The sequence below is a fragment of the Kineococcus aurantiacus genome, assembly GCF_013409345.1.
Taxonomy (GTDB): Bacteria; Actinomycetota; Actinomycetes; order Actinomycetales; family Kineococcaceae; genus Kineococcus; species Kineococcus aurantiacus.
On sequence record NZ_JACCBB010000001.1, the window covers coordinates 4,771,841 to 4,795,807 of the forward strand.

Annotated in this window: 24 protein-coding genes and 1 pseudogene; 15 read left to right on the forward strand and 10 right to left on the reverse strand. The window is 66.9% G+C overall.

Features of this window, described 5'->3' with window-relative positions; genetic code table 11:
• The first annotated feature begins 212 nt into the window (after positions 1 to 212).
• On the forward strand, positions 213 to 2,693 hold the full coding sequence (locus BJ968_RS22710) for a transglycosylase domain-containing protein (RefSeq protein ID WP_179755742.1): 2,481 nt from the start codon (positions 213 to 215) through the stop codon (positions 2,691 to 2,693).
• A gap of 266 nt (positions 2,694 to 2,959) precedes the next feature.
• Here BJ968_RS22710 and BJ968_RS22715 read toward each other — a convergent pair whose 3' ends face one another.
• Positions 2,960 to 3,436, reverse strand: a complete 477-nt coding sequence (locus tag BJ968_RS22715) for a hypothetical protein (protein WP_179755745.1) — start codon at positions 3,434 to 3,436, stop codon at positions 2,960 to 2,962.
• 613 nt (positions 3,437 to 4,049) lie between these two features.
• Between BJ968_RS22715 and BJ968_RS22720 the strand changes: the two genes are divergently transcribed.
• On the forward strand, positions 4,050 to 4,196 hold the full coding sequence (locus tag BJ968_RS22720; RefSeq protein WP_179755747.1) for a hypothetical protein: 147 nt from the start codon (positions 4,050 to 4,052) through the stop codon (positions 4,194 to 4,196).
• Between the two features lie 75 nt (positions 4,197 to 4,271).
• Here the strand turns inward: BJ968_RS22720 and BJ968_RS22725 are convergent, their stop codons facing one another.
• The 3 genes from BJ968_RS22725 to BJ968_RS22735 form a co-directional block, all read right to left on the reverse strand.
• Positions 4,272 to 4,676, reverse strand: coding sequence for an alpha/beta hydrolase (locus BJ968_RS22725; protein WP_179755749.1), 405 nt, complete (start codon positions 4,674 to 4,676; stop codon positions 4,272 to 4,274).
• 130 nt (positions 4,677 to 4,806) lie between these two features.
• On the reverse strand, positions 4,807 to 5,478 hold the full coding sequence (locus BJ968_RS22730) for a hypothetical protein (protein WP_179755751.1): 672 nt from the start codon (positions 5,476 to 5,478) through the stop codon (positions 4,807 to 4,809).
• Positions 5,479 to 5,503: 25 nt separating this feature from the next.
• Positions 5,504 to 5,947 carry a hypothetical protein gene (locus BJ968_RS22735; RefSeq protein ID WP_179755754.1) on the reverse strand — a complete coding sequence of 148 codons (444 nt, stop codon included), beginning with the start codon at positions 5,945 to 5,947 and terminating at the stop codon, positions 5,504 to 5,506.
• A gap of 113 nt (positions 5,948 to 6,060) precedes the next feature.
• Here BJ968_RS22735 and BJ968_RS22740 point away from each other — a divergent pair, with 113 nt between their 5' ends.
• From BJ968_RS22740 to BJ968_RS22750, 3 genes are all read left to right on the forward strand, one after another.
• Complete coding sequence (locus BJ968_RS22740; RefSeq protein ID WP_179755757.1) at positions 6,061 to 6,300, forward strand: DUF2283 domain-containing protein; 240 nt, start codon at positions 6,061 to 6,063, stop codon at positions 6,298 to 6,300.
• Positions 6,301 to 6,371: 71 nt separating this feature from the next.
• Positions 6,372 to 6,662, forward strand: a complete 291-nt coding sequence (locus tag BJ968_RS22745) for a hypothetical protein (RefSeq protein WP_179755760.1) — start codon at positions 6,372 to 6,374, stop codon at positions 6,660 to 6,662.
• 660 nt (positions 6,663 to 7,322) lie between these two features.
• Complete coding sequence (locus BJ968_RS22750) at positions 7,323 to 8,114, forward strand: LGFP repeat-containing protein (protein ID WP_179755762.1); 792 nt, start codon at positions 7,323 to 7,325, stop codon at positions 8,112 to 8,114.
• Positions 8,115 to 8,457: 343 nt separating this feature from the next.
• Here the strand turns inward: BJ968_RS22750 and BJ968_RS22755 are convergent, their stop codons facing one another.
• Positions 8,458 to 9,339: a CARDB domain-containing protein gene (locus tag BJ968_RS22755; RefSeq protein ID WP_179755764.1), complete on the reverse strand. Its 882-nt coding sequence runs from the start codon at positions 9,337 to 9,339 to the stop codon at positions 8,458 to 8,460.
• A 389-nt stretch (positions 9,340 to 9,728) separates the two neighbouring features.
• On the opposite strand from BJ968_RS22755, the gene BJ968_RS22760 reads away from it, so the two are divergent.
• A complete protein-coding gene (locus BJ968_RS22760) occupies positions 9,729 to 10,817 on the forward strand; it encodes a cell wall-binding repeat-containing protein (protein WP_179755766.1) in 1,089 nt (362 codons plus the stop codon).
• A 163-nt stretch (positions 10,818 to 10,980) separates the two neighbouring features.
• Here BJ968_RS22760 and BJ968_RS22765 read toward each other — a convergent pair whose 3' ends face one another.
• Positions 10,981 to 11,469 carry an Lrp/AsnC family transcriptional regulator gene (locus BJ968_RS22765; RefSeq protein ID WP_179755768.1) on the reverse strand — a complete coding sequence of 163 codons (489 nt, stop codon included), beginning with the start codon at positions 11,467 to 11,469 and terminating at the stop codon, positions 10,981 to 10,983.
• Positions 11,470 to 11,598: 129 nt separating this feature from the next.
• Here BJ968_RS22765 and BJ968_RS22770 point away from each other — a divergent pair, with 129 nt between their 5' ends.
• From BJ968_RS22770 to BJ968_RS22800, 7 genes and pseudogenes are all read left to right on the forward strand, one after another.
• Entirely contained in the window at positions 11,599 to 12,135 is a 537-nt protein-coding gene (locus BJ968_RS22770; protein ID WP_179755770.1) for an RBBP9/YdeN family alpha/beta hydrolase, read from the forward strand.
• An 84-nt stretch (positions 12,136 to 12,219) separates the two neighbouring features.
• Positions 12,220 to 13,029 (forward strand): transposase family protein, encoded by an 810-nt coding sequence (locus BJ968_RS22775; RefSeq protein WP_179755772.1) that lies wholly within the window; start codon positions 12,220 to 12,222, stop codon positions 13,027 to 13,029.
• A gap of 256 nt (positions 13,030 to 13,285) precedes the next feature.
• Complete coding sequence (locus tag BJ968_RS22780; protein ID WP_246314189.1) at positions 13,286 to 13,561, forward strand: putative toxin; 276 nt, start codon at positions 13,286 to 13,288, stop codon at positions 13,559 to 13,561.
• A 16-nt stretch (positions 13,562 to 13,577) separates the two neighbouring features.
• The gene (locus BJ968_RS22785) at positions 13,578 to 14,177 is read left to right on the forward strand and encodes a hypothetical protein (RefSeq protein WP_179755777.1); all 600 of its coding nucleotides are present in this window, start codon (positions 13,578 to 13,580) and stop codon (positions 14,175 to 14,177) included.
• Between the two features lie 1,034 nt (positions 14,178 to 15,211).
• Positions 15,212 to 16,083: pseudogene (locus tag BJ968_RS22790) on the forward strand (DNA-methyltransferase).
• Positions 16,080 to 16,955, forward strand: a complete 876-nt coding sequence (locus BJ968_RS22795; RefSeq protein WP_179755780.1) for a PDDEXK family nuclease — start codon at positions 16,080 to 16,082, stop codon at positions 16,953 to 16,955. The pseudogene BJ968_RS22790 and the gene BJ968_RS22795 overlap by 4 nt, the downstream one beginning before the upstream one ends.
• Complete coding sequence (locus BJ968_RS22800) at positions 16,931 to 17,239, forward strand: PDDEXK family nuclease (protein WP_179755783.1); 309 nt, start codon at positions 16,931 to 16,933, stop codon at positions 17,237 to 17,239. Before BJ968_RS22795 ends, BJ968_RS22800 begins: the two co-directional genes overlap by 25 nt.
• A 282-nt stretch (positions 17,240 to 17,521) precedes the next feature.
• On the opposite strand, the gene BJ968_RS22805 is transcribed toward BJ968_RS22800, so the two are convergent.
• Together BJ968_RS22805 and BJ968_RS22810 are read right to left on the reverse strand one after the other, a co-directional pair.
• Positions 17,522 to 18,211, reverse strand: a complete 690-nt coding sequence (locus tag BJ968_RS22805) for a helix-turn-helix domain-containing protein (protein ID WP_179755786.1) — start codon at positions 18,209 to 18,211, stop codon at positions 17,522 to 17,524.
• Between the two features lie 171 nt (positions 18,212 to 18,382).
• Positions 18,383 to 18,676 carry a hypothetical protein gene (locus BJ968_RS22810; protein WP_179755788.1) on the reverse strand — a complete coding sequence of 98 codons (294 nt, stop codon included), beginning with the start codon at positions 18,674 to 18,676 and terminating at the stop codon, positions 18,383 to 18,385.
• Between the two features lie 217 nt (positions 18,677 to 18,893).
• Here BJ968_RS22810 and BJ968_RS22815 point away from each other — a divergent pair, with 217 nt between their 5' ends.
• Positions 18,894 to 20,027, forward strand: coding sequence for a hypothetical protein (locus BJ968_RS22815; protein WP_179755791.1), 1,134 nt, complete (start codon positions 18,894 to 18,896; stop codon positions 20,025 to 20,027).
• 227 nt (positions 20,028 to 20,254) lie between these two features.
• Positions 20,255 to 20,971, forward strand: a complete 717-nt coding sequence (locus tag BJ968_RS22820) for a hypothetical protein (protein ID WP_179755794.1) — start codon at positions 20,255 to 20,257, stop codon at positions 20,969 to 20,971.
• Positions 20,972 to 21,034: 63 nt separating this feature from the next.
• Here BJ968_RS22820 and BJ968_RS22825 read toward each other — a convergent pair whose 3' ends face one another.
• Together BJ968_RS22825 and BJ968_RS22830 are read right to left on the reverse strand one after the other, a co-directional pair.
• Positions 21,035 to 21,796 (reverse strand): hypothetical protein, encoded by a 762-nt coding sequence (locus BJ968_RS22825; RefSeq protein ID WP_179755797.1) that lies wholly within the window; start codon positions 21,794 to 21,796, stop codon positions 21,035 to 21,037.
• A 104-nt stretch (positions 21,797 to 21,900) separates the two neighbouring features.
• Positions 21,901 to 22,641: an HNH endonuclease gene (locus tag BJ968_RS22830; protein ID WP_179755802.1), complete on the reverse strand. Its 741-nt coding sequence runs from the start codon at positions 22,639 to 22,641 to the stop codon at positions 21,901 to 21,903.
• Positions 22,642 to 23,967: the final 1,326 nt, after the last annotated feature.

Sequence of the window (23,967 nt, forward strand, 5' to 3'; positions counted from 1 at the left end):
TCCCGCTCATCATATGGCGGTACCACGAATTGACTTTGAGTTCAAGGACCTGGCGCGGGGTGCCTTGTTCCTGCCATGGTGCGCAGCCGCCTGGCCGACCCGGCTGGGTGGCCGGGTTGCGCACGCTCAGCGGCTCGGTTCTGGTCGCGGCCACGAGTGATCGGCGTGCTTCCGGGTGCAACAGTGGCAACGGTAGCGGGCGTTGTACAGGTGTGAAGGCCACGCGCACCGCTGCCCCTGCCCGCCGTCCTGTACTGCAGCTGCTGGCCGCCTTCGTCGCGGTCAGCGCTGTCGGTGGGGTCCTAAGTGCAGGGCTGGTGATCCCGGCGGTGGCCGTGACGGGCAGCCTGACCAGCAAGGGGGTGGACGTTTTCAACGAGCTGCCCACCGACCTGGGTGACCAGTCCCTATCAGAAGCCTCCACCATCTTGTGGTCCGACGGGACGGTCATGGCCAGGGTCTACGACCAGAACCGTAGCGTCGTCGGCTTCGACCAGATCGCCCCCGTCATGCGCGACGCGATCGTCTCCATCGAAGACGACCGCTTCTACCAGCACGGCGCCGTGGACTTCAAAGGCATCGTCCGTGCGCTGGTGTCCAACACCGGCGGGGGCAGTACCCAGGGTGCGTCGACGCTGACTCAACAGTACGTGAAGAACGTGTTGGTTCAGCAGGCCGTTCAAGCGGGCGATACCCAGGCTGCGGCCGCTGCGGTCGAGCACGAGGGCGTCGACGGCTACGCCCGCAAGCTGCGTGAAATGAAGTTGGCCGTGGGGGTCGAGAAGGAGATGTCGAAGGATGACATCCTCACCGGCTATCTGAACGTCGCCTACTTCCAAAACAATGTTTACGGCATCGAGGCCGCGGCGCAGTTCTACTTTTCTAAGCCCGCCGCTGAGCTTCTTCTGCCCGAGGCGGCCCTACTGGCCGGCATGGTGCAGAACCCCGCCTCCTACAACCCGGTGGAGTACCCCGATGCGGCCGTCAAGCGCCGTAACGTCGTATTGGACCGGATGCTGGAGGTCGGCAAGATCGACCAGGCCATCCACGACCAGGCCGTCGCCACGTCACTGCTGCTGAACCGCAACCCCAGCCGGCAAGGTTGTCTGGCCGCCGGGACCGCAGCCTACTTCTGCGATTACGTTGTGCACGTCATCGACAGCGACCCCATCTTCGGCGCCACGGCCGAGGAACGCAAGAAGCTGCTGCGCAGCGGGGGCTTGACGATCAGGACGACGTTGGACCGCACCGTGCAGCAGATCACCCAGGACTCGGTCAACAAGGGCGTCAACCCCGGCCAGCTGGCCCGCGCAGCGGCCTCCGTCGTCCAGCCGGGCACGGGCAGCGTCTTGGCGATGGCGCAAGACACCACGTATTCGCCCGACGATGACCAGCTGGGGGTAACGACCTACAACTACAACGTCGGCGAGGCCATGGGAGGCACACGAGGCTTCCAACAGGGCTCAACGTTCAAGGCGTTCACCCTGGCGACCTGGCTGAAGGCGGGCCGGTCCTTGGACTCTACTGTCGCTGCCCCCAGCAAAGGCAACGACCCCTTCAGCGCCTTCACAAGCTGTGGGCAAAAGATGCGCGGCGGTACCTACCCCTACAGCAACTCCGAAGGTGGAGGTGAGGGATCGATGAGCGTGCGCCAAGCCACAGCCAGGTCCGTGAACACTGCCTACGTGGCCATGGAAAAGCAGCTCGACCTGTGCGACATCGCCTCCACCGCGCAGTCGCTCGGCGTCTACAAAGGCCGGATGGAGGAGAACTTCCCCACCGGTCAGACCAACGCCGACCTCGACCTGTACCCCTCGCTGACACTGGGCACCAACCTCGTCACCCCACTCGCGGTCGCCGGGGCGTACGCAGCGTTCGCCGCGGAGGGCAACTTCTGCAAACCGACGGCCATCACCGAGATGCTCAACACCGAGGGCAAGCCGCTAAACATCCCCTCAGCGGACTGCAAACGGGTCCTCGACGTCAACGTCGCCCGCAACGTGACCGAGGCTCTGCAGGGCGGGTGGACCGCTGGCACTGCCGCCTCGGTAGGCGGCAAGGGGCAACTGAACGGCCGTCAAGTTGCCAGCAAGACGGGAACCACGAATGGGAGCAAAGACACCTGGTTCGCCGCCTACACCCCACAGTTGGCCGCAGCGGTGTGGGTGGGTCATGAGACACCGAAGTCGCCCATCGGGGAGAAGATTAACGGCCTGCGGCGCGGTCGGGTCTTCGGCGCCACGATCGCTGGCCCCATCTGGACCGGCATTGTCGGCCCCGCCTCGAACGCACTGAACCTGCCGAAAGCGACGTTCACTCCCGGCACCAGCCAGGGCCTGAAGACCAGCACCAGCGACGGTCGGATTAAGGTTCCCAACGTCGTCGGGCGCAGTGTCTCTAACGCCAGGAGCATCTTGGAGGCCGCAGGCTTTCAGGTGGCCGTCTCCAGCAAGACGGCGTCCTCCCCATCGGTGACCAAGGGGCTCATCGCCTCCCAGAGTGCTCGTGCGGCCGCGGCCGGGACGACGATCACCCTGGTCCGCAGCTCCGGGCCGACGCCGGCCAAGACGCCAGCCCCGGTGCCATCGCAGACGCCGACGCCGAGCGACAGACCCGAAGCCCAGCCGCCGGCCCCGCCGGCCCAGCAGCTGCCATCACCGACGGCCTCGGCTCCAGCTCCTGACGTCAACTGATTCCTGCAACCTACTCACGGTCGCAATACCTGCCTGCGAATTTGCAGGCTGGTTGGGCCTGGGAGCTCACCGCCAACGATCATCTGTCATCACCTCCCCACGAGAGCACCCGCAACCTGCAACGCGGGATGAGTGCGCAGGTGGCGAAGTGGCCGTACGCGTCATGAACAGCGCATCAGGACAGCGAGGTATCAGCGCTCGGCAGCTCGGCAGCTCGGCAGCTCGGCAGCTCGGCAGTCCATCAGTCCTGTAGCCCGGTAATTCAGCTACTGCCGCCCAGACGGTTCGTCCGGTGCTGTCTCCCTTTCACCGCCAAGAGCTTGGTCGGCCTGCGCCTTATCGCGTTCATCCAACCGCCGGCCCCAGGCGACCAGGAGTGCAAAGCCGGCTGAGAGCACCGGCACGGTAGCGAAGACGACCAGGTAGATGGCGCCGGTCGTGGCGAAGTAGAGGGGCTGGACGGCGATGACGGTCACCGGCATCGCGATGCGCACCCGGGCGCGGGTGGTGAAAAGCATCGCCCACGGCGCGATGAGGTGCACTGCCCAGGGCACCCCGTACACCCCGATCCAGCCCAGCTCGGCCAGAGGGGAGTCGTCGACCACCGAGACGACGGGAAGGGCCAGGACAAGCAGGATCACGACGACCTGCCAGGGCCGCAGGGGCCACCAGCCGATCGTGCTGAGGACCAGGATCGGCAGTAGGCCCACTGCGTAGACCATCACCAGGGCGGCGTAGTGCAATGCTCACTCATCTCCTACTCGATGGGCATGGCCGCGGCGCTGGGCCGCGCCGGCGAACAGCAAACTGTGCGGTGGGCAGCCGACGGTCCGCTGGTGCGTTCGGAAGGCGCGGCGGCGGGGCTGTGCACCGGCCGCACGCTCGCATCGCAGGGAGGGCGGCCACCTTGACAGCGTCCCACCCTCCCAGCGGAGGGCAGGGGTCAGGTGTCCAAGTGGCCGCCGCTCGAGGCGATCTGAACGCTATTGCGGGCGGAGGCCGTGCCTGTGCTTTCACTGCGAGGTGGTCGAGGTCGCGTCAGGCCAGGGTATGTCGGCCAGTGCTGGGTTGGTGAACAGGGTGCGCGTGTCGTCGCCGGTGATGGAAGGAGCCGAAGGACCGCTCAGGTCCCAGCTCGTCCCGGCTGCTGGCCTCGCATTGGGTGTTGGCAACCACGCACGGCCCATCGGGGCAGAGTCGGGTGCCATGACCGTGACGTCGCCCGCACGGCGCCATGACCGCGAAGTTCGGCCCGGCTGCCTGGGTGTGCGGGAGCATCGAGGCATGGTGACTCTCGGCCCAGGTGGACAGGCTCCGCGCAAGCTGCGCGCGGGGGACCGAGTACGGCTGAGGACGGTGGACGAAGAGCGTCGCCTGAATGGTCTGACGACGGACGCGGTGGGTGTGATCGACATGGAGCTCGCTGCCGGCGGCTTCCTCGTGGGTTTCCCCGATGCCGGCTTGAACGTCTTCGGCCAGGACGAACTCGACCTTGTCGAGTAGTGCGTCTCGACGACCTCGCGCATCGGCACGACCGTGAGGTCGTCGAGCGCGCTGATCGCGGGATGACCGCGCGTCTTAAGGCAAGGAGTTGAGGAAGTCTTCGATCTCGTTCACGACCGTCTGCAAGGCTTGCAGGCAGGCGCCGACGTCTCCGGGCACCTCGATGGAGTGGTCGGCGCCAGCCACCTCGAGCACCCGCCGTCCGGAGGCGTGAGCGGCGGTGGAGTCCCAGTACGGGTCGGCGGAACCGTCGACGAGCAGGGTGGGTGCGCCGGCCTGCTCGGCGGCGGCACGCACTTCGTCCTCGCGTAACAGCGGGGTGAGCCAGACGCCGGGCAGGTCTCGCTCGACAGCCAGGGCTAGCAGCCGGGTGCTCAGCGACTTGGCGATGAGCAGGTGCTGCGGGGCCTGCACCTCGTCGATGAGGTCAGGGGCGAAGCCGTTCAGTTGTGCGGGTGTGGGTGGGGTGCTCCAGTGCACGGTGCGCACGGTCCAGCCCCGGGTGCGCAAGAGCAGGCGGGTGTAGTGCAGCAGGGGGGCTTCGCAGGTGTATCCGCGTCCGGGCAGGACGGTGGCGACACGATCGCTGCTGCCGTGGTGGGTGTGGACCTCAACTGCCCTGGGCTGTACCCGTTGCATCCCGCCTCCCGTTCCTTGGCAGGCACCTTACGAGGTCAACACCTCGCGCAGATCGACATGACCGCAAGATCATCGGCAGCCGAGACAGCTGGGATCGCGCCATGACCGTGCGCAGCGCGGCTCGCGCCATGACCGTGCGCAGCGCGGCTCGCGCCATGACCGTGCGCAGCGCGGCTCGCGCCATGACCGTGCGCAGCGCGGCTCGCGCCATGACCGTGCGCAGCGCGGCTCGCGCCATGACCGTGCGCAGCGCGGCTCGCGCCATGACCGTGCGCAGCGCGGCTCGCGCCATGACCGTGCGCAGCGCGGCTCGCGCCATGACCGTGCGCAGCGCGGCTCGCGCCATGACCGTGCGCAGCGCGGCTCGCGCCATGACCGTGCGCAGCGCGGCTCGCGCCATGACCGTGCGCAGCGCGGCTCGCGCCATGACCGTGCGCAGCGCGGCTCGCGCCATGACCGTGCGCAGCGCGGCTCGCGCCATGACCGTGCGCAGCGCGGCTCGCGCCATGACCGTGCGCAGCGCGGCTCGCGCCATGACCGTGCGCAGCGCGGCTCGCGCCATGACCGTGCGCAGCGCGGCTCGCGCCATGACCGTGCGCAGCGCGGCTCGCGCCATGACCGTGCGCAGCGCGGCTCGCGCCATGACCGTAAGGTCATGGCGCGCCGCCTCAGCGAGGCGAGGGTGTGCCGGCGGGTGCGGTATCGGCGTAGGCGGTGAAGCGTCGATGCGGTAGCAACCGGCGCACCAGCGGCAGCTGCCAGGCACCGCCTTCCACGAGACCTGCGACGGTGTGGATGCGCACGGCGCTGGCCTTCGTGAAGCCGGTCTCCTGCAGGTGGCCGGCGAAGACCGCTTCGGCCAGCTGCCGTAGCCAGGTCAGGGGCTCGTCGAGGCCGTCGACTTCCAGCCAGGAGTGGGCGACGGTGATGATGAAGGCGACGTCGGTGCCGGTGGCGTCCGAAGGGCTTTCGACGCCGACGGACAGGGGCGCGGCGCTGGGGCGGTGGGGGATGACGGCAGTGACCCACAGCCGGGTGTGGGGGACCAGGTGAAGGCTGACCTCGGCGGGGGAGCCGTAGGGGCGCAGTGTGTTGAGGAGCAGGTCGTGCACGGCGCGGTCGAGCGGCCCTGGTGCTGGATCGTGGTCACTCATGCCCACATGATCGCGCCGCTTCGCGGGATGACCGTGAGGTCGGTCGTGTCCCATAGCGGCATGCTGAGGATGTGGACAGCACCTGGGACGCGGACGTCGACGCCGCCTACATCGACCTCAGTGGCGACTGCACCGACCCTGCGCTCAAGCAGGTCGTCGTCGACACGGGTTCAGACGAGTACGAGGTAATCCTCGATTTCAGCGCTGCCGGACGCTTGCTGGGGGTGGAAGTGATCGGCGCTGCGGCTGCTCTTGACCCTGGTCTGCTTCAGGCGCTGCGGCGCATCGACGCGACCCCAGAAGCGTCCTGAACGCGGGATGACCGAGCGGTTGTTGACTCGACTACCGCAGTAGCTGCGGTCGTAGGGGAGATCCTGGCGGTGTGATCTGGATGTTGTGGCTGGTGCCTGCGGCCGTCTTCGCGGCTCTTTCGGCCTGGAGTCATGTCCGAGCAGCTTCTGAGCGAGCTTCGTGGGAGACGGACCCAGCCAGGCGCGGTTGGCCAAGGGCCTTCGACTTCGCGGCCCTGCTGTTCACCGTGATGGCTGGGGTCGCTTCGGCCGACTCGTCGCTGCCCTTCTGGGCAGTGCTGGCGATCATCCTGGTGACCGCGGTCGTGCCCTATCAAGTCACTGCTGCCGTGATGAAGCGTCGGGGTGGCGGAGCCTCCTGAGGCGATGCGGCGACGGAGCAGCGACGAGCTCTTGAGGCTCGGTCATCGGCAAGACCGTGAGGTCGCCGAGCACGCGGACGGCGGGGTGCCCGTGCGGTCGATGGAGCGTCGAAGCTAGGGACGACGTCGACGGCCGCGGGCTGCGCCGGCTTGGTAGAGGTACAGCAGCGTCTCGGCGAGGGAGAAGGCCAGGGCGAGGCTGAAGACGATGGCCGCGGTCGTCAAGCTGCCGGTCCAAGCGCCCGTGATGAGGCGGTGTGCTGGGAGAGCGAGAGCGGCCAGCAGGAGTGCGAGGGGTACCGCCAGGCGCAGGGTCAGCCGAGCGTTGCTCGGCTGGTCTCGCTGGATGCGTGTCCTCATCAGGCCAGGCTACGGCTGTCCATGGACATCGTGATCGCCGTCCGAGGAGAGGTGCAGGTGCCCGACCCGATCGCGGAAGGCGCCATGACCGTGACCTCGCCTGTAAGGCGCGGTTGCTGGTGGTCGACCTTGGTCGCCACCTTGGTCTGCATCTTGGCCCGGATCTGCTCGGCACGCGCAGGACCCTTCTGGTGCGGCCTTGGGATCGAGGCATGTGGGTAGAGGACCGTCACCGGTGCGAGCAGTGGTGACTCTCAGGATCCACTCCACAACAGCACAAGTGTTGGCTACGGTGCGTGCATGGCCTCTTGGAAGACCGGTGCCGTCGGCGTGACCGCTGCCGTCGTTGCTGCGCTCGGCATCGTCGCTCCCGCTCAGGCCGATCCGCGCGTGAACGGTGAAATCGGCTATGCCTACGAGTACCGGTACAACGGGCCGCGCGGCTTCCTCGGACAGCCGCTGACTTCGGAGATCCGCACACCCAACAGCAAGGGCGCCTACGTCGCCTTCCAGGGTGGCTCCATCTACTGGAGCCCGTGGACGGGTGCTCATGAGCTGCATGGGGAGATCCGGAATGGCTGGGGCCGGCTGGGTTGGGAGGGAGGCATCCTTGGCTTCCCGATCACCGATGAGGGCGCCACCTCCTCGGGGCGTGGCAGGTGGCAGGACTTCGAGGGTGGCTCGATGTACTGGGCACCTTGGTCGGGTGCGCACATGGTCAGGGGAGACATCCAAGAGACCTACGGCAACGTGATGTGCTCTTACGACTGCGGCTTCGGTGAAGACGTCCTGGGCTTCCCCATCTCCTCAGAAACGCGCACACCCAACGGGCGAGGCGCCTACAACCACTTCCAGTGGGGCTCCATCTATTGGAGCCCAGCGACTGGGGCGCACCCCGTCTATGGAGCCATCCGCGATGCGTGGGCGGGCCAAGGGTGGGAGAACGGCCGGCTGGGCTTCCCCGTGCAGGAGGAGCACGTCTGGGATGAGGACTACGTCGTGCAGCAGTTCGAGGGTGGCTTCATCGGCTTCACCCCCGGCTACGGAGCAGAAATCTTCTATGGGCGGTACCTGCCGCAGGAGTGCTGCTGACGACAATCGCGCCGTGACCATTGCCTCTGTATCCGCTACAGCGTGGCGCGGGAAACCTCGATCGCGGCCGTAACGCCGACCACGCAGCGCTGCCCAGCAGCCGGCAACGCTCGGGCCGCGTCCAGCTTCACCGCAACTATCACCACAGGCTGACCTTCACCACGGCTGCGGGCGGTGGCCGGTGGCCATCGGGAATGCTCACGGTTCTGGTTCCCTTGTCGGTCTGCTCGCCGTCGCCGGGCTGTCGGGGCAGAACCGGCAGGAGGAGCATGGCCAGCCCCCGGCACCGTGAGGGGCCGGGGGCTGGTCGTCTGACAAGGTCAGAGTCTGCCGGGGGCGTGTGCTAGATGGGCAGGTCGATGTTGAGGGGTCCGGTGTAGGTGCCCAGCAGCGCGCCGGCGTTGTAGCCGTTGGCGGCGATGGCGTACCGGTTGGTCGTGATGGCGGTGGCGTGTAGGCGCGTGAAGTCGGGGGTCTCACCCGGGTTGCAGGTCAGCTTCTGGGCGGGGTCGCCGTAGTTCCAGCGGACGATCTCACCCAGGTCGATGTCTGAGGAGGCGATGGGCGTGGCGCGGGCGGGGACGTCGGCGATGCCGGACCAGCCCCAGGAGGAGTCCTGGTGGTACATCCAGTTCCCCGCTCCGTAGGCGCCGATGGCCTTCTCGCTGCCCCAGCGCACCACGCCGCCGGTGTAACAGGCGGCGTACCCGGTGCCGGAGATGCTGGAGGCCAGGCCAGTCTTGTACGGCAAGGACGCCAGCTTCATAAAGGGGGCGCCGTTGCGGTAGGTCGAGGACACAACCGGCCCGGTGGCTGCGACGGTGAGCTGCTTCTTGGTGCGGTTGTTGGCCTCGTTGGCTTCGACGATGCGCCCGGCGTCGTCGACGTAGGCCAAGACCTCGTGGGTTCCGGTGGTCGCGGTCCAAGTGCGTGAGCCGGTCGGGCCGGAGTTGGCCTCGACGGTTCTGGACTCACCCGGTTGCAGCGGCAGGGTCCAGGTGTCGGACCAGGTGCGCAGCGTGCCGTCGACCTGGAAGCCGACGCCGTGGATGACCCCGGCCGGGGTGGGGGCGGTGCCCTGGTTCTCGATGGTGGCGGTGAAGGTGAGCGGGTTGCCGTGGGCGGTGGTCTGCTGCGGTCCCCAGCCCACCGCGGTCACGACCAGGTCGGGGCGTGCGGGTGCGGCGTGGGCTGTGCCTGCCCCCAGCAGGGTGGCAGCGACCACTGCCGTCACGGTGGCTGCGGCTGTGGCGGTGAGCGTGGTGAAGCCTCGGACGCGCATGGTCCCCCCAGGGTGAGCGCTCGGGCGACGACGGTGTGCCCAACCGGTCACTCTAGACCCGCAGGGACGAGCCGACGTGACCCCCGAAAGAAGGCCACGGGGCGAGGGGCCAGCAGGCCGCGTCGCCTGACCAGGTCCGTTCTCGTCTTCGCCTTCCGCGCTCCGCCGTCTCAGACCGAAGACCGCGAGGTGACCTGTCAGGTCAATGGCACGATCATGGTCAGGTCATCGAAGGGAGTCTCATGCGCCACCGTACTGGCTACACCCACGGTACTCGTCGTACCCACCGCGCTCGCCATACGCGCAGCGCTCGCCGCGTTGCGGCAGTGGCTGTGCTCAGTGCGCTGACCATGGCGGCGCCGGCCATCGCGCCCTCCGCTGTGTCCTCGGTGGTGTCCTCCGCCGCCCAAGCCGCTCCGGGGTTCGACCCCCTCGCTCCGGGCGTACGAATCGGCGGCGCTGACCGGTATGAGACCGCCGCCCTCATCGCCGCCTCAGGGTGGGGAGCGGAGGCCGGTGGGACGGTCATCGTGGCCAATGGTGAGACCAACGGTGTCGATGCGCTGTCGGCGTCCTACCTGGCCGGGGACCGGCAGGCCCCGATCCTGTTGACCCGCCGTGACAGCGTGCCTGAGGCCACCGCCGGTGCTCTGCGGCAGTTGCGCCCCTCGAAAGTCATCGTCGTCGGCTCCGACGCGTCGGTGTCCGCCGCCACCTACACTCAACTCACTGCCGGGGCTGCGGGAGAGCGCATCGCCGGGGAGGACCGGTACGCCACCGCAGCGGCCATCGCCTCCACCGTCGCCGACCCCTCACCGGGTGCCACCGTGGCCACCGTCTTCCTGGCCCGCGGTGACAAGGTGGGAGTAGCCGCCGATGCGTTGGCCGCCGCACCGGCGGCCTACCGCGGCCACATCCCGATTCTGCTCACCACCGCCACCGGCCTGCCCGAGGCCAGCCGGTTCGCCCTGCAGCATCTGCAACCGGCCAGCATCGCCGTCTTGGGTGACTACAACTCCATCGACGCCTTCACGATTTCTCAGGCCGCCGGCGCGGCCAGTAGCTACCAGCAAGGCCGCATCCCGCCCATCAACCGCTTCTCCGGGCCTGACCGGTCCGCGACCGCAGCCGCCATCGCCGACTCTTTCGTGGCCCGAGAGGCCGGCATCGGGACCACCGCGGCAGGCTTCGCCAACGGCACCACCGTCGACGCCCTGGCCGCCGGACCGGCCGCCGGCCGAGGTGGGTTCCCGGTCCTGCTGGCTCCCTCCCGCGACGACGTCGGTGAGGGCACCCGCCGGTATGTCGCCGAGCACGAGTCGACCCTGACGACGGCCTACGTCTTCGGCGACGAGAAATCCCTGACCGACCAGGCGCTGACCAGTGTCCGATCGCCAGGATACGCGGCACCCGTCTCCTGACCCAGCACTCGGCCCGGCAGTTTTGTGTCCGGTTAGCCATTGGTGGGGGAGGCTTGCCAAAGCCGGAGCCTTCCATGACCTCTGTCATCGAGGGCTCCGTCAGTGAGCCTTTGTCAGTAACGGTTCTATATGCGTAGCGATGCTCCCGTCGCCGCCACGGCAGTCAACGAGTGCCCATGAGCAGCTGTGCGCCCACCGGTTTCGTGGGGTACTCACGTAGCACCAAGGCGGTTGTGACGGGGCCGAAGCGGGCGATGGAGTCAACCACCTCCTCCAGTCGGTGAGCGTCGATGGCCGCGACGTGCAGCAAGAAGCAGTCCTCGCCGGTGAGGCGGTAGATGGCCAGGACCTCTGGCAGCTCGCCGAAGCGCTGCAGCGCTGCTTTGAGGTGGGCGTGGGTGGTGCGCAAACGGACAGTGGCACGGATGCCGATGCCCAGCGCTGAAGGATCGACCTCTGCTCGGTAGCCGCGGATGACGCCGGCCTCCTCGAGCTTGCGCACGCGCTGGGACACCGCCGGTTGTGACAGCGACAGCCGCCGCGCGAGGTCGCTGAAGGAGGTCCGGGCATCGACTTGCAGAGCTTCGAGGATGCGTACATCGAGATCGTCGAATGACCTGCCGGTTGTCAGGGTTTTGATCTTTGAAGTCATTCGTCTTCACCTTCCAGATGCGGGGCGAGCTGAGTCTGCGGCGATGATTCTGCACGATCGACCCGCCCTTCGGAGGCGTCGAGCCGCCATGGGGAGCCCAAGGACCGATCCGTCACCTGAGGAGACCAGATGAAGATCTTGACCGTGCCCGGCATCGATGGCTCCGGACCGGGCCACTGGCAGAGCCTGTGGGAGCAGCGGGAGGGCGCTGACTGCACCCGCTTCTCCCCTTCCTCGTGGAGCCAACCGCAGGCCGGGAACTGGCTGGAAGCGGTCAACCGCGAAGTGCAGCACCTAGGCTCCGAAGTCCTGATCGTCGCGCACAGCCTCGGCTGCCTACCGGTGGCGCACCTGGCCGGACAAGAGTTGGCCTGCCGAGGCATTGTCTTGGTGGCACCTCCTGATGTTCACGGTCCGGCGTTTCCTCCGGTCGCCCTTGGCTTCGCCGATCTGGCCGCGGCGCCCTCCACGGTGCCGGCGCTAGTGATCTCCAGCAGCAACGATCCCTACTGCACGCCGACTGTCGCTACCCAGCTCGCGGTTCGCTGGGGTGCTGAACATGTCGACCTCGGCCCGTACGGACACCTCAATGAATCAGCAGGCCTCGGGCAGTGGGACCGCGGCTGGAACGTGATCCAGGACTTCGCTGGCCAGATCGCACTGTGATGCCCCAGAGAAGTCAACCCGCCGAATTTGGCCTCACCTCCGTTGACGCCAGCCCAAGCGCCCACAATGAAGCCTCCTACCGCCATGGTCATCGCCTACCGCAGCCACCTTGACGTCTCCCGCGACCTTGCCCAGGTCATCGCCCGTCTGCTGTCCGCCCACCGCGCCCGTATCGGCACCCGCCGAGGACGCCGATCGCTGAGCTGCTTTGCCCAAGCGGTCCTGCTGCTTCGGTTCATGCGCCAACGCGCCGCGGTCACCGACTTGGCCCGCGACAACACCGTCAGCCTCAAGACGGCTTACCGCTATCTGCATGAAGCTCTGGACGTGTTTGCCGCCCAAGCACCCGACCTGCCCGAGGTGATCGCCGCAGCGGTCAGCAACCAAACCGAGCACCTCCTATTGGACGGCACGCTCATCGAAACCGACCGCGTCCACGACCGCAGCGGCCGGCGCGACCGGTGGTACTCCGGAAAGCACCGCCACCATGGCGGTCTCGTGCAGGTCATCACCGACCCTGACGGGCGACCGTTGTGGGTGTCACCGGTCGAACCGGGCTGCGCCCACGACCTGACCGCCGCGCGCATCCACGCCCTGTCGGCGCTCTACGCAGCTGCTCGTGATGGCGTTCCCACCCTGGCCGACAAGGCGTACACCGGCGCTGGGGCCGGTATCCGGGTTCCCGTCCGGTGCCCCAGGGGCGGAGGAGTTCTTGACGAGTCCACTCGGGGCTGGAACTCCTACGTCAACGCTGAACGCGCCTTCGTCGAGCACGGCATCGCCCACCTCAAGACCCGCTGGCGGGCGCTGCGCCACGTCAGCCTCTGCCCGCGGCGCATCTCCGCCATCGCCGCCACGGCCCTCGTTCTGAGCCGACTGGAGAACCGCTACTGACAAAGGCTCACTGCGCGAGTCCATCAGTCCCGGGGCAAGCTGCTACGTCGACTCCGGTGCGTTCATCTACAAGTACGGGCGCCTTGTCGGTACTGCCGCCGGCGTCTACGACGCCGGGCTCGCTGCCGCTAGCGCGGCGAAGTTTGCTGCTTCCCGTGCCGCCGCACACGGGGGCTGGCGTGCCCTGCTCGCTGGCGACCAGGGCTACATCAACTGGTGGTCCTACGCACAGGAGACGGGGCAGCTCGGCGAGAAGTTGGTCCGATCATTCTACGACATCGGGCTAAAACCAACCGTGACGATCGGCAACCAGAAGAGGGTTCTGGACGGTCTCACTGAGTTCGCGGTCAGTGAAGTCAAAAATGTGAAGCACCAAGACCTGACGGCGCAGCTCCTCGACAACATCAAGTATGCGAAGGACACCGGTCGGCGCTTCGACCTCTACCTGCGCCGAGGCGCTACCGTAAGCGGAACCCTACAGAAGGCCATCAGCTCCGGAGAGGTGAACTTGAAGTGGATTCCGTTCACATGACCCCACGGGGGACCCCATGACCCCACCTCGCAGAGGGCCGATCAAGGCGGATGAACTTCTAGCCCAACTCGCCAACGACCCCGAGTACCAAGCCCGCATCGCTGAACGTGATCGCCGCATCGAGCAAGCGGCAGCAAGAAGAACAGCAGAAGCACAACCCGTCCTCGACGATCTGCACTCCGCAGGCATCGAGATCAAGTCGCTGTGGCTGCTTGACTGGGCGCGGCGCCCGTATCCGGAAGCCCTGCCAATCTTGTTCAAACACTTCCGGGGCGGCGAGCGGTCGGACGAGATCTTAGGTCTACTCGCGCGACTGCTGAAGCAGCCGTACTCACCTGAACTGTGGGTCGAGTTCCGCGACCGGTACAAAGCTGCCCCTCCTGGGTCGCAGCTGAGTGAGGGGTTGGCTGAGGCGCTGGATAAGCTCGCGAAGAAGGCGCACTTCGAGGACTTAAAGAGCCTCATTGCGGACCCCGCCAATGGCCCCTCCCGTATCCTCCTCCTTGGTACGGCAGTACGAGTCGGTCGCGACGAGGGACGCGCCTTCCTGGCTGGCTTCCGCGACGACCCTGTCCTGGGCAAGGAGGCCACGCTCAGGAGCCGACCACGCAAGTAGCCACCGAACTTCACTGATGGCATCCCGCTGGATGAGTCGTCCCGCCATAATTTGTGTCGGCAGCGTCCATTCGGACACTGCCGATATCTGACTGTGCCATCACCTGCGGGACGTTCGTCAGCGCCGGGTTGAGCAGCGGCGTGCGCGGCGGCCCGTTGCTGCGCACTCTCTTGAGCGCGAGCCCGGTCCTTCACCCATTCGCTGTCGATGCGTGCACGCTCAGCGCGTGAGAGCTGACCTCCTGGCACAGCACCACGATGACACGTTATCGAACGCCTGTTCGAGTCCTCCGCCGGATCACTAAGCAGGTCGCCGTGGCGGCGGCCGACGTCTTTCGCATCGTCTGAGAGAGGCTTGCGCCATGACCGCGTCCCCCGACGAGCGTGCCGCCGGCGAACCGACTAACGAGGAGCTGACCGCGCGTCTACTGCGGGTAGCTCAAGACCCTCATCGCCCGCTGGTCTACCGGCATGAGGCCCGAGGACTAGCGGAGGGCTACATCACCTTCTGTGTCCGCGGTGGGAACCCACAGGCTCACCGCCGGGCGCTCGGAGAGCGTGTGCTGTACCTGGAGACCCACGTTCCGACACCATCCGAGCTTGCGCAGCTACGCCGCTCACACCCCGAGGCAAGCCGTGATCCTGTGTTCCCGTCCCCCAAGGAGGTGGAGGCGAGGCGACGGCATTGGCGGCGCATGGACGCTCTGCGGAGGTGGGCGCCTCCTGGTGCTGCTGCTGTTGCTGGGTCAGCTATCGCCGGGTGGCTGTGGCAGCGGTAGCCAGATCTCGCTCATCGGAAGCAATATGGTAGCTACTTGCTAGCAACATGCTAGCTATCTGAACTTGCGAGTAGGTCGACCCAACCGGCGAGAGCCAGCGGCAGCGGTGCCTGCGACTGAGGGCGTGTCCAGCTCATGTGGCGGTCTCTGTCGGAGGCGGCGGGTAAGTTCTACTGCCGTAACCACCGGGCTGGACTCCCTCGCACCTGCACCGCGCGTGACGGGCGACGTCCGCCAAGGAGACGCCTACGACCTGATGGGGACGTTGGCGCCCGCGTCGGTCGACCTCATCATCACGTCCCCGCCGTACTGGGGTCTTCGGACCTACGGGCAGCAGCACAACGCCGAGATCGCGCGGGAGTGGCTGGCCGAGGAGCCCGACGCAGCCCACAGTCCACCCTACGAGTGGTACCGCGCCCACGGCGGCCAGCTCGGGATGGAGCCCATCCCGGACTGGTTCGTCGACCACCTGGTTGAGATCTTCCAGCGCGGCGCCGCGGCCTTGAAGCCAGGCGGCAGCGTCTGGGTCAACATCGGGGATACCTACTTCGCCCGCTGGGCCAGCATCCGCTACAACGGCCGCCAGGGCCTCGGGGACAACCCCCGGGAACGGCGCAAGACCCCGATGGGCGGTTACCGCCAGGAGAAGCAGCTCCTCATGATCCCGGCGCGCTTCGCCATCGCCATGCAGTCGCAGCGTTGGATCTTGCGCAACGACCTGATCTGGCACAAGCCCAACGTCGCCCCCCGCCCCGAAAGGACCGGCTGCGCTCCTCCCACGAGCACTTCTTCCACTTCGTTAAGCGGCCCAAGGAGGGCCGCGCGAGCTACTGGTACGACCTGGACGCCGTCGAGGACGGTGCTCTCGACGTCGTCACCGTCAACGCCCGCGCCGGCTCCGATGGGCACTCCGCGACCTTCCCCGAGGCCATCGTGAAGCCGCGAATCCTGTCGAGCTGCCCACCGGGCGGCACGGTGCTTGACCCATTCGCCGGCACGGGCCGGTCCCTGACCGTCGCCATCGACAACGACCGCAACGGTGTCGGCTTCGAGATTTCCGACGACTTCATCAATGCATGCCGGACCAACGTCGCCGCCTCGCTGGCGCGAGCAGAAGCCCGCGCGTGAGCCCGGCCGCCAAGCCCGGCAACCACGTTGCCGAGTGGTACGGCCATCGCGTGTTCCCGGTGGTTGCCGGCACGCCCAACGCCCTGGCCGACCAGCGCGCGGGCCGCTGCCCGTTCCTCACCGAAGCCACCGGGGAGAACCGCCTCTGCGTCAAGAACGAGAACAGCACCGGGGTCTGCACGGTCAGCAGCACCAGTAAGACCCACGGGCGCCAGGACTGGCTGGTGTGCCCGATCCGCTCACTCGACACCCCGCTCGTCGAGGACGTCGCCCGGCGACTGTTCGATATCACTGCTGACGCCCAGGTCGAGGTAGTGCCTGTGACGGTGCTCGCTGATCCTCAGCGACGGGCGACGTTCCGCGCGGCGGTGACAGCGGGCACGCCGTGCGTCGCCTACTTCCAGACCAAGCTCGGCGGCGAGATTACGCTGGCGGCGACAGAGCGCTCGCCGGAGTTCTCCTTCGACGCGACGATGGTGGAGATTCTGCCCGACGGTGCTGGCGGACTACGGCTCGGTCGGTACGGAATCTTCGAGATTCAGACGATGGACTACCACGGCAGTTACCGCGCCGCCGTGAGTAACCTTCGTGACGCTTTGCGTCTGCACCACAATGACTTCCACGACGCGCTGGCTTCCCGACCGCAGTGGCTCTCCGAGAAGATGGAGGGTCCGAACATCTCGAACGTCTTCAAGCGGACCTTCTACCAGATGATGTTCAAGTTCCAGATCGGCGCGCACCCGACCTCGGCTGGGTGTGTCTTCGCGATCCCAAGCCGGTGTGGGACTCCTGGCAACGGCACCTCGCCGCCCCGGAGCTGGTCGACCGCGGCGACGGTACATGGCAGTTGGGTGAGTCCTCCGAGGAGCTGAACGAGCGGAGGACACCAGCCTGGATTTACGTTCTCGACCTCGACGTCTCGGCCGACACCAGTCCCAACTCCCTCGACATTTGGCGCGTCATCGCCACCGACGCCCGCTCAATGTCCCACTACGCCCTGGACCTCGCGCCAGAAGCCGCGCTGGAGGAAGGCGGGTCGGTCGATCGCCTCATGGCGACCATCCGGGTCCGCCTGTCTGCCTACCTGCCCGAGGTCGGTGCGGCAGTCACCGGAGCCGCCGAGGCCGGCGAAGGCGACCCCACTCTTTTCAGCTGATCGAGCAGGGCTCTGGCTCACTCACCAGTAGACGGCGGTGCTGGGGTTGCCTTCCTCTTGGAAGCCGCTCGGATCGTCCGGACGCAGCGCGCGCACAACCGCCAGGACGAGACGTCGTCCACTGGAACCAACTCCCAGCGGGTGTAGTCCAGCCCGAACGGGAAACCGTTCGGGCGGCACGCGGTCACATGGCCCCCGTCGACCCGGCGACTCACATGCCACGGAGCGAAGTTGCTGGCGCCCAGCTTCACCAACCGCACGCCCTTCACCGGCACCACACCTTCATCTGCTCCTCGCTGTGGTGGGCGTGGGCGCGCTGCGCCGGCCGTCACGAGGCGCGAGCTGGGTCACCCGTGGCTCCTTGATCCCCATGAGGTGCGCGACGTCCCGGTTGGTGAGGCCGGCGTCTTGCAGGGCCACCGCCAGCCGTCGCCAGCGCCCGGAGAATTCCTCCTGACGTGCGGTGGCCTCGGCCACCTGACGCCGGACCGCCTCGACGCGAGCAGCCATCGCCTGCGGGTCCGGCGCGCCGTCCTCCAGTGCGCCGGTCACCGCGTCCAAGGGTGTGCCCGGGGGCGTGCCAGCGCCCGCGAGCGCCGGGGAGTCGGTGGGTGCGGTGTCGGCGGTGGCGCGGGCTACGAGCTTGTCGACGGCGGGGCGGGAGACGCCGAGGGCCTTGGCGGTCTCGGTGGAGCTCAGGCCGCCGCGGCGCAGGGACAGGGCCAGGTGGCGCCACTGGCTGCGGGCCTGGTCGAGGGCGGCTGTGGTGGCCTCGTTCTCTGTGCGGGCTGCGCTGACCTCGGCGTGCAGGTCGGGGGGCAGGGTGCCGGGGGCCAGGGCGGCGCCGTCGCCGCCGGTCTCGACGAGGGTCGTTCCGGTGAGGGCTTGGACCTCGTCGAGGTGCCCGACGTGGCCTAGGACGTCGTCGCCGCGTAGCAGGCGCCAGTAGCGGTACTCGCGGTGCGCTAGCACAGGGGTAGTGGCGGGAGGGGTGGGAGAAGTGGATGTCGACGGAGTAGACGAGGTGAGTCGTCGATTCGTGGTCACTCTGGTTCTCCCGCTGAGATCGGCGGGGTTCGTCGCGGTAGCGATACCCCTCTTACACATCAGCATACGCACCATTGCGATTTCACTCGTTGAGGCTCATGAGCGGGTCTTGCTGGAAGCACTGGCGCTTCCGAGGAGTGCTCGCCCCGTACCGACCAGGGCGCCGGCCGTCGCGACCGCTGCTGTGTTGAGCTCTCCGGCGGCAACGGCGAGGCCGATCACCGCACACGACAGCCCCGTCCCCGTCGCCAGCATCATCCAGGCCAGCCCACGCCCGAGCCGGTGGCCCATGGCGTGACGGCGCGGACGGTGAGCATCCAGCCGGTCGCCGTCGGCGTCCTGGAGGTGGTCGGCGGTGATGCGGTCACCGGTCTTCTCGTGCGATTCCATCTCGTACCTCGCGTCTCCTCGTGCAGTCCCGTCGGTGCAGACGGCCGGATCGAAGATGCGATCCGTACCGGCACCTTGACGCGGGCTCAGCGCTAGCCGCTACGTGCACTGGAGCGGCCCTCGACGTACGCCGGAGCGGCCTATAGCATCGTTCCGCGTAGCGATAGCGCTGCTATAGGCCGCTCCAACCGACGCCGCTCCAACGACGAGGTGACTGATGAGTCCAGTCTTGACGGTGCGGCACGTAGGCGGTGAAGACCCTGAAGACCCGCATCGAGTGCGGCGAACGGCGTGGACCGAGGCGGCCGGCACGAAGCAGCGCGAGGCCCGGCGTGACCGGATCGACCAACTGGAGGACGCCCGACGCAAGACGGTGATCAACCGCGCCGTCCACCAGCTACGGCGCGAGCGTGAGCTGTCGGGTGACGGGGAGGTGATCTTGCGGTCAGGCTTCATCTGGGCCGACCTACCTGCCGAGGAGCTGGATGACGGGCCCGATCCGGAGCTATCGCCCAGCAGGAGCGAGCAGCACCCGGGACGGCTGGCCGAGCACGTCAAGGCCAACGTGCGCTCGCACCCGCCCTTGGCTCGCTTGGCCCACCGTGGGCTCTGGGCGCAGCGGCTGGAGTTGGTGGCGTTAGCCTTGGCCAGCTTCCGCAGTGAGCCCGGCATCGAGCCGGACCTGTCCGACATGGTCAACCACGGCTCGGGGTCCTGGTCGCACCTCCTTGCCGACCCCGCGATCAAAGACCCTGCACGACGACGGATGCTGCGGGCACTGGAGCGCCTGGACGCTGAGTACCTGGTGAACGTCAGTCGCCGGCGCGGTGATGGCCGGCCGCAGTGGCAGGACTGGACGCTGCTTGCCGAGGACGGTTCGGCGGTGCCCTACACCGCCCCTCAACCTGGACAGGGGCCCGGTGTCCCTGCCGAGTTCTGGACGAACGGCTGGGTCTACGTGCTGACCCCACCGGAGATCACCAGCTACTTCATGATCCGTCACCTCGCCTGGCGCTTCCCAGGCGTGCACGAAAGCACCGGTGTGGGCTGCGCGCCTAGGTTCCGCCGCACCTACGGGGTCACCAGCGACACCTACACCGCCTTGAACGAGCTGGTCGAGTTCGGGCTCATCGCCCAGACCTTCGATCCCCGCGACGTGGAGGACGAGGACTCCCCCCGGCACGTCTCCCGCTTCCAGTTGACGGACGACAAGTTGAAGGAGGCAGCTCACCCCGCTGCTGTGGAGTCGTTGCGCGCGATGGCTACTCCCCGGCGCCTGGCGCGCTACGCGGGCACCACTCTGGACGACCTATTCAAACCCGTGGACCAGGACGACAAGGAAAAAACATGAGTGATCACGAGGCTCGGGTCGTTCGGAGACTCAACGAGGAGTTCTTCTCGACGTCCCCCGCGGATCACTTTCGTCTCCGCGCATCAGTTCTCATGCAGTTCGGTGACGAATCGCTTCCCGCGGGGTCAGCGACCGGGGACTTCACTCGTGACGTCTTGAACCGCCTCCCAGGCTCGTCTCTCGGGCAAGAGCCGGCCGACCCTGCTCAGCAGAAGGCAGCCCTGACCGTGGAGTCGTTCATGCTTGCCCACCACGCGGGCGAGTCGCTGCTGCGCCACTATCTTGCTCTGTTGGACACCCGTCAGGGTGGCTCCCCGTGGTTGGCCCTGTCGCAACTGCAAAGCGGTCCCCGCTTCAAGACCTGTCTGCAAGGCATCATCGAACCCTCTGGAGTTGACGACCTCCACGAAGGCATCGGCTTCTGTTTCCTCGGTGATCGGGCCGCGATCACTCAACAACTGGGCGTGGAACAAGTTTCTCGAACGGTGACATGGGTTGCGTCGTGGTTGAGGCACTTCGCCCACTTCTATCTCGACACATCCAACGGCTACAACTCCGCCAAACACGGGCTCAGCTCCCTGCCAGGTCACAAACTCGTCAGCTTCTCGTTCGCCGGGGACGCTGGCCCCGAGGACGTCCCCCTCCTCAGAGGAGCGAGCCTGGAGACGCTGGAATACAAGGTCAGAGGCAAGGGCGCCGAGAAACAGCAGCACTGGTACCGGATGCTGCGCACCGTGGACCCAGCCGGCCTGCTCGCCTTCGTCATCGTCGCGGCCGACCTGCTCGACGCACTGTGGACGATCGGGCGCACTCATCATCTGGGTGGTAGCTGCCCGATCCAGATGTTTGATGGCCCAACGCCAGCCGACGTTACGACCGGCCACGGAACGCACTGGGGTGCCCTGGAAGTTCCCATCTGGACTCTGCCGCAGGAGGACCGTTGAGGCTGAAGCGCGCTGGTAGTCGAGTGAGGTTTCGTCAGTAACCGCCGGCGGCTACAGCAAGCCTCACTCAGCTCGTCGCAACTCCCACAGTTTCCATGCCTCCTCCATGAGTCTTCCCGGTGCACCGATGGTGTACGCCAACTGCTGGGACGGGTCCTCGTCCACGGGGAGCAGGTCCCAGTGCCACGACATGCTGTGGGCGACACCGGAGGTGTACCGCCAAGAGGTCATGACACCGGCGGCAGGGTCTCCCTTGCCGATGTCAAGGAGGTGACTGACGGTCAGGAGCAAGGGCGTCTCGTCGATGCGCGTGCGCTCCTTGAAACCTTCAGCGACCAGCGCTCGTTTTGATGCGTCGATGAGTTGCCGCATTTCCCGGTCGGCCCGGAGATAGTCGTCAGGCCGTTCCGACGCTGGGAGAAGGTTGATGTCTGAGAGAACCTTCTCGGTGTTGCTCACTTCTGAGGTAAACAGTTTGAGTGACCGATGGCGCCGTTCCTGTGCCGAGTCAGGTTCGAGGAGATAGGCGGCCTTGGCTGCTCCCAGTAGGGCAGCCCGGGCAAGGACGGCGAAGGGCTTGGGGCGGACCTCGAGGTCGTTAGCGCGTGAGTATTCCGCGATGAACGCCAGGTGTTCGCACCCGCCGGCCATTGCACGCCATGCCAGCGTGCACGGCAGGTCACCGTTTGGCAGCGGCTGGTCGGTCAGGAGGGCGCCTCCTGGGCGTGGGGTGTTGTAGCCCAGTCGGGGAAGGGTGATCCGCTTGCGCCACTCCTGAAAGAGGTCAAGAAGGCGGTCGAGTTCCGCGAGGTCGTCCGGTCCCATGACGTGAACACTACCAATCATTGGGCGCACCTACGAGACGCGCCGCCTTACAACCTTGCCGCCCCTGCGGATTCAGTGGCCGACGGACAGACAGTCCGGTTATGTTACGCCTGCCTGCGACGGTTCCCTTGATAGGCGCACGATCGAGAGCAGAATCGTCGTTCTCGTGCCCACGTCTGATCGCGAACCTCGAACTCCTCCCGGCAGTGCTCGCAAATCAGGGTCAGTCGGCCACCCTGCTTCGCTGTCTTCATGCACGCGCGGGAGCAGTATTTCTTGATTCGTGCCTCGCAGGCGCGAAGCAGTTGAGTTTTACCGCACTGTGGGCAGGTGTGCTCCATCCGGGGTTCGCGAGGCCGCCGGTTCAGGCGATCGGATCCCGGTGCCGGGTTCGGGTGGATGAAGTTGGCCGCTAGCCACTCGCCGGCTAGCGGCCAGGTCTCGCGTTTGCGGGCGTTGCAGCTGTGGCAGATGGGCCGCAGGTTTGCCAGGCAGTGCCAGCCGCCTTTGCTGATCGGCTTGACGTGGTCGGCTTCGGTGGCCTCGGCGATGCCGCACTTCCAGCACCGGCCTTCCCACAGGGAGAATCGTTCCTCCTGCTGCTGGGCGGTGAAGGGCAGGACCCGGCCACCGGGGCCAGCCTGGTAGCGGTAGCGCCGTCGCTGATACGCCTCCTTGGTCCCTTCGTACTTGAGCCGCGTGCAGTCCTTGCACCGCCCTGACAGCCCGTTGCGGTTGGCCTGTTCGTGATGGAAGTCTTCGGCCGCCTTCACCCGCTGGCACGCAGAGCAGTAGGCGCGTCGGTAGCCAGTGACCTCCGCCTCCTCGTGGAGCGCAGCACTCACCTCACAACGGTCAGAGCAGAACAACCGACCCATCCCAGCTTGAGGACGGTCCTGCCGGCGTCGGGCCGAGACGAGTCGAGCGCACCACCGGCACCGCCAGGCTGCCTGCATGCACGTCCGCGAACAGAACAGTCGCTTCTCGGCCTCGCTGGCCTTGCGGCTGAACCCGACGCCGCACTGTTGGCAGGTTACGGTGACACGCCGGTTGGCATCTCGGCAGGCCATCGAGCAGAACCGTCGGTCAGGATCAGCCGGGGGACGAGGTACCGGTGTCCCGCAGGTGTCGCAGGGTGCGACCGGGGCACGTCGCGCAAGGCCCTGGCAGGCCCGTGAGCAGAACTTCGCGGTTTCCGCTCGGTAGGCATCAACGGTGAAAGCAGTCGTGCATACCGCACAAGACAGGGAGACACGTCCGCGCCTTCTCCTCGTCACCGCAGGAGGACTGTCCTGGCTCTCCGCAGTAGGTTGGGCGATACCGTCGCCGTTGCTGTCGTCCATCGTCACCTCGCACCTTGACCCTGTCACCGTTTAACGGGGGTCACTGTCGCAGTGGGGTCCGACACGATAGGAACTGTTCAGCTAATAGGGTGATGGGCGCAGGAACGGTTGCGCCAATCGAGTGATGGTCATCGAACTACTCTGCGACCACTCGTACCATCCCAGCCCGGCGTACAACCCGATCCGTGGACAGTACCTACCTCGGCCGTCGGTGAGGCCGGCTTCGCCGCGGCTGGTCAGATGAGCTGTAGACCGACTTCAAGCCCCGCACTTGAGCTGGAGGGCTCACTCGTTGTCAGAGACCCCATGCGTGGATTGATCGGCCACTTCATCTGGCAAACCTGTCACGCTCGCGGTCGACGCGACGGTTCTCCAGCATTCGGCGGTATTGCTGGGCGAAGGAGAACGGGCCGAGCACATGGTTACCGCAGCCAAGATGACGAACCCGATGAGGAAGGCGGCTTGACGTCAGTTCTGGACCTCGGCCCAGGTCGGGAAGCCGGACTCTCACCTGGACTAGATGACGTTGAAGCCGATGACCCACACTGCGATACCGATACCGACGCCGCTGACGGCGGTGCTTCCGGCTAGCAGCCCAGGACGCGTGAGGTTGCGCTCGCGAGCGTCGGGAGGTCGTCGACCGGGGGTCGTGGATCGGGTCCCGTGGCCATGTGGCTGGCTGCGGTGACGGCAGGTGGGCCAGGAAGTCCTGGTAGCGCACAGCGGTGGCCCGGGTCTTCAGGAGCGCCCGCCCTCCCTGGGGGGCAGCAGCTCCAGCAGGTGAGCCACCCTCAGCGGCCGGTGCGAGAGGCGCCCGACAGCGCTCCC

Bases quoted from the DNA above. Each gene is read 5' to 3' on its own strand.
- BJ968_RS22770 (WP_179755770.1), top strand. From the start codon at position 11,599: ATGAAGATCTTGACCGTGCCCGGCATCGATGGCTCCGGACCGGGCCAC.
- BJ968_RS22775 (WP_179755772.1), top strand. From the start codon at position 12,220: ATGGTCATCGCCTACCGCAGCCACCTTGACGTCTCCCGCGACCTTGCC.
- BJ968_RS22785 (WP_179755777.1), top strand. From the start codon at position 13,578: ATGACCCCACCTCGCAGAGGGCCGATCAAGGCGGATGAACTTCTAGCC.
- BJ968_RS22815 (WP_179755791.1), top strand. From the start codon at position 18,894: ATGAGTCCAGTCTTGACGGTGCGGCACGTAGGCGGTGAAGACCCTGAA.
- BJ968_RS22825 (WP_179755797.1), bottom strand. From the start codon at position 21,796: ATGGGACCGGACGACCTCGCGGAACTCGACCGCCTTCTTGACCTCTTT.
- BJ968_RS22730 (WP_179755751.1), bottom strand. From the start codon at position 5,478: ATGGCGCGAGCCGCGCTGCGCACGGTCATGGCGCGAGCCGCGCTGCGC.
- BJ968_RS22810 (WP_179755788.1), bottom strand. From the start codon at position 18,676: ATGGAATCGCACGAGAAGACCGGTGACCGCATCACCGCCGACCACCTC.
- BJ968_RS22750 (WP_179755762.1), top strand. From the start codon at position 7,323: ATGGCCTCTTGGAAGACCGGTGCCGTCGGCGTGACCGCTGCCGTCGTT.
- BJ968_RS22765 (WP_179755768.1), bottom strand. From the start codon at position 11,469: ATGACTTCAAAGATCAAAACCCTGACAACCGGCAGGTCATTCGACGAT.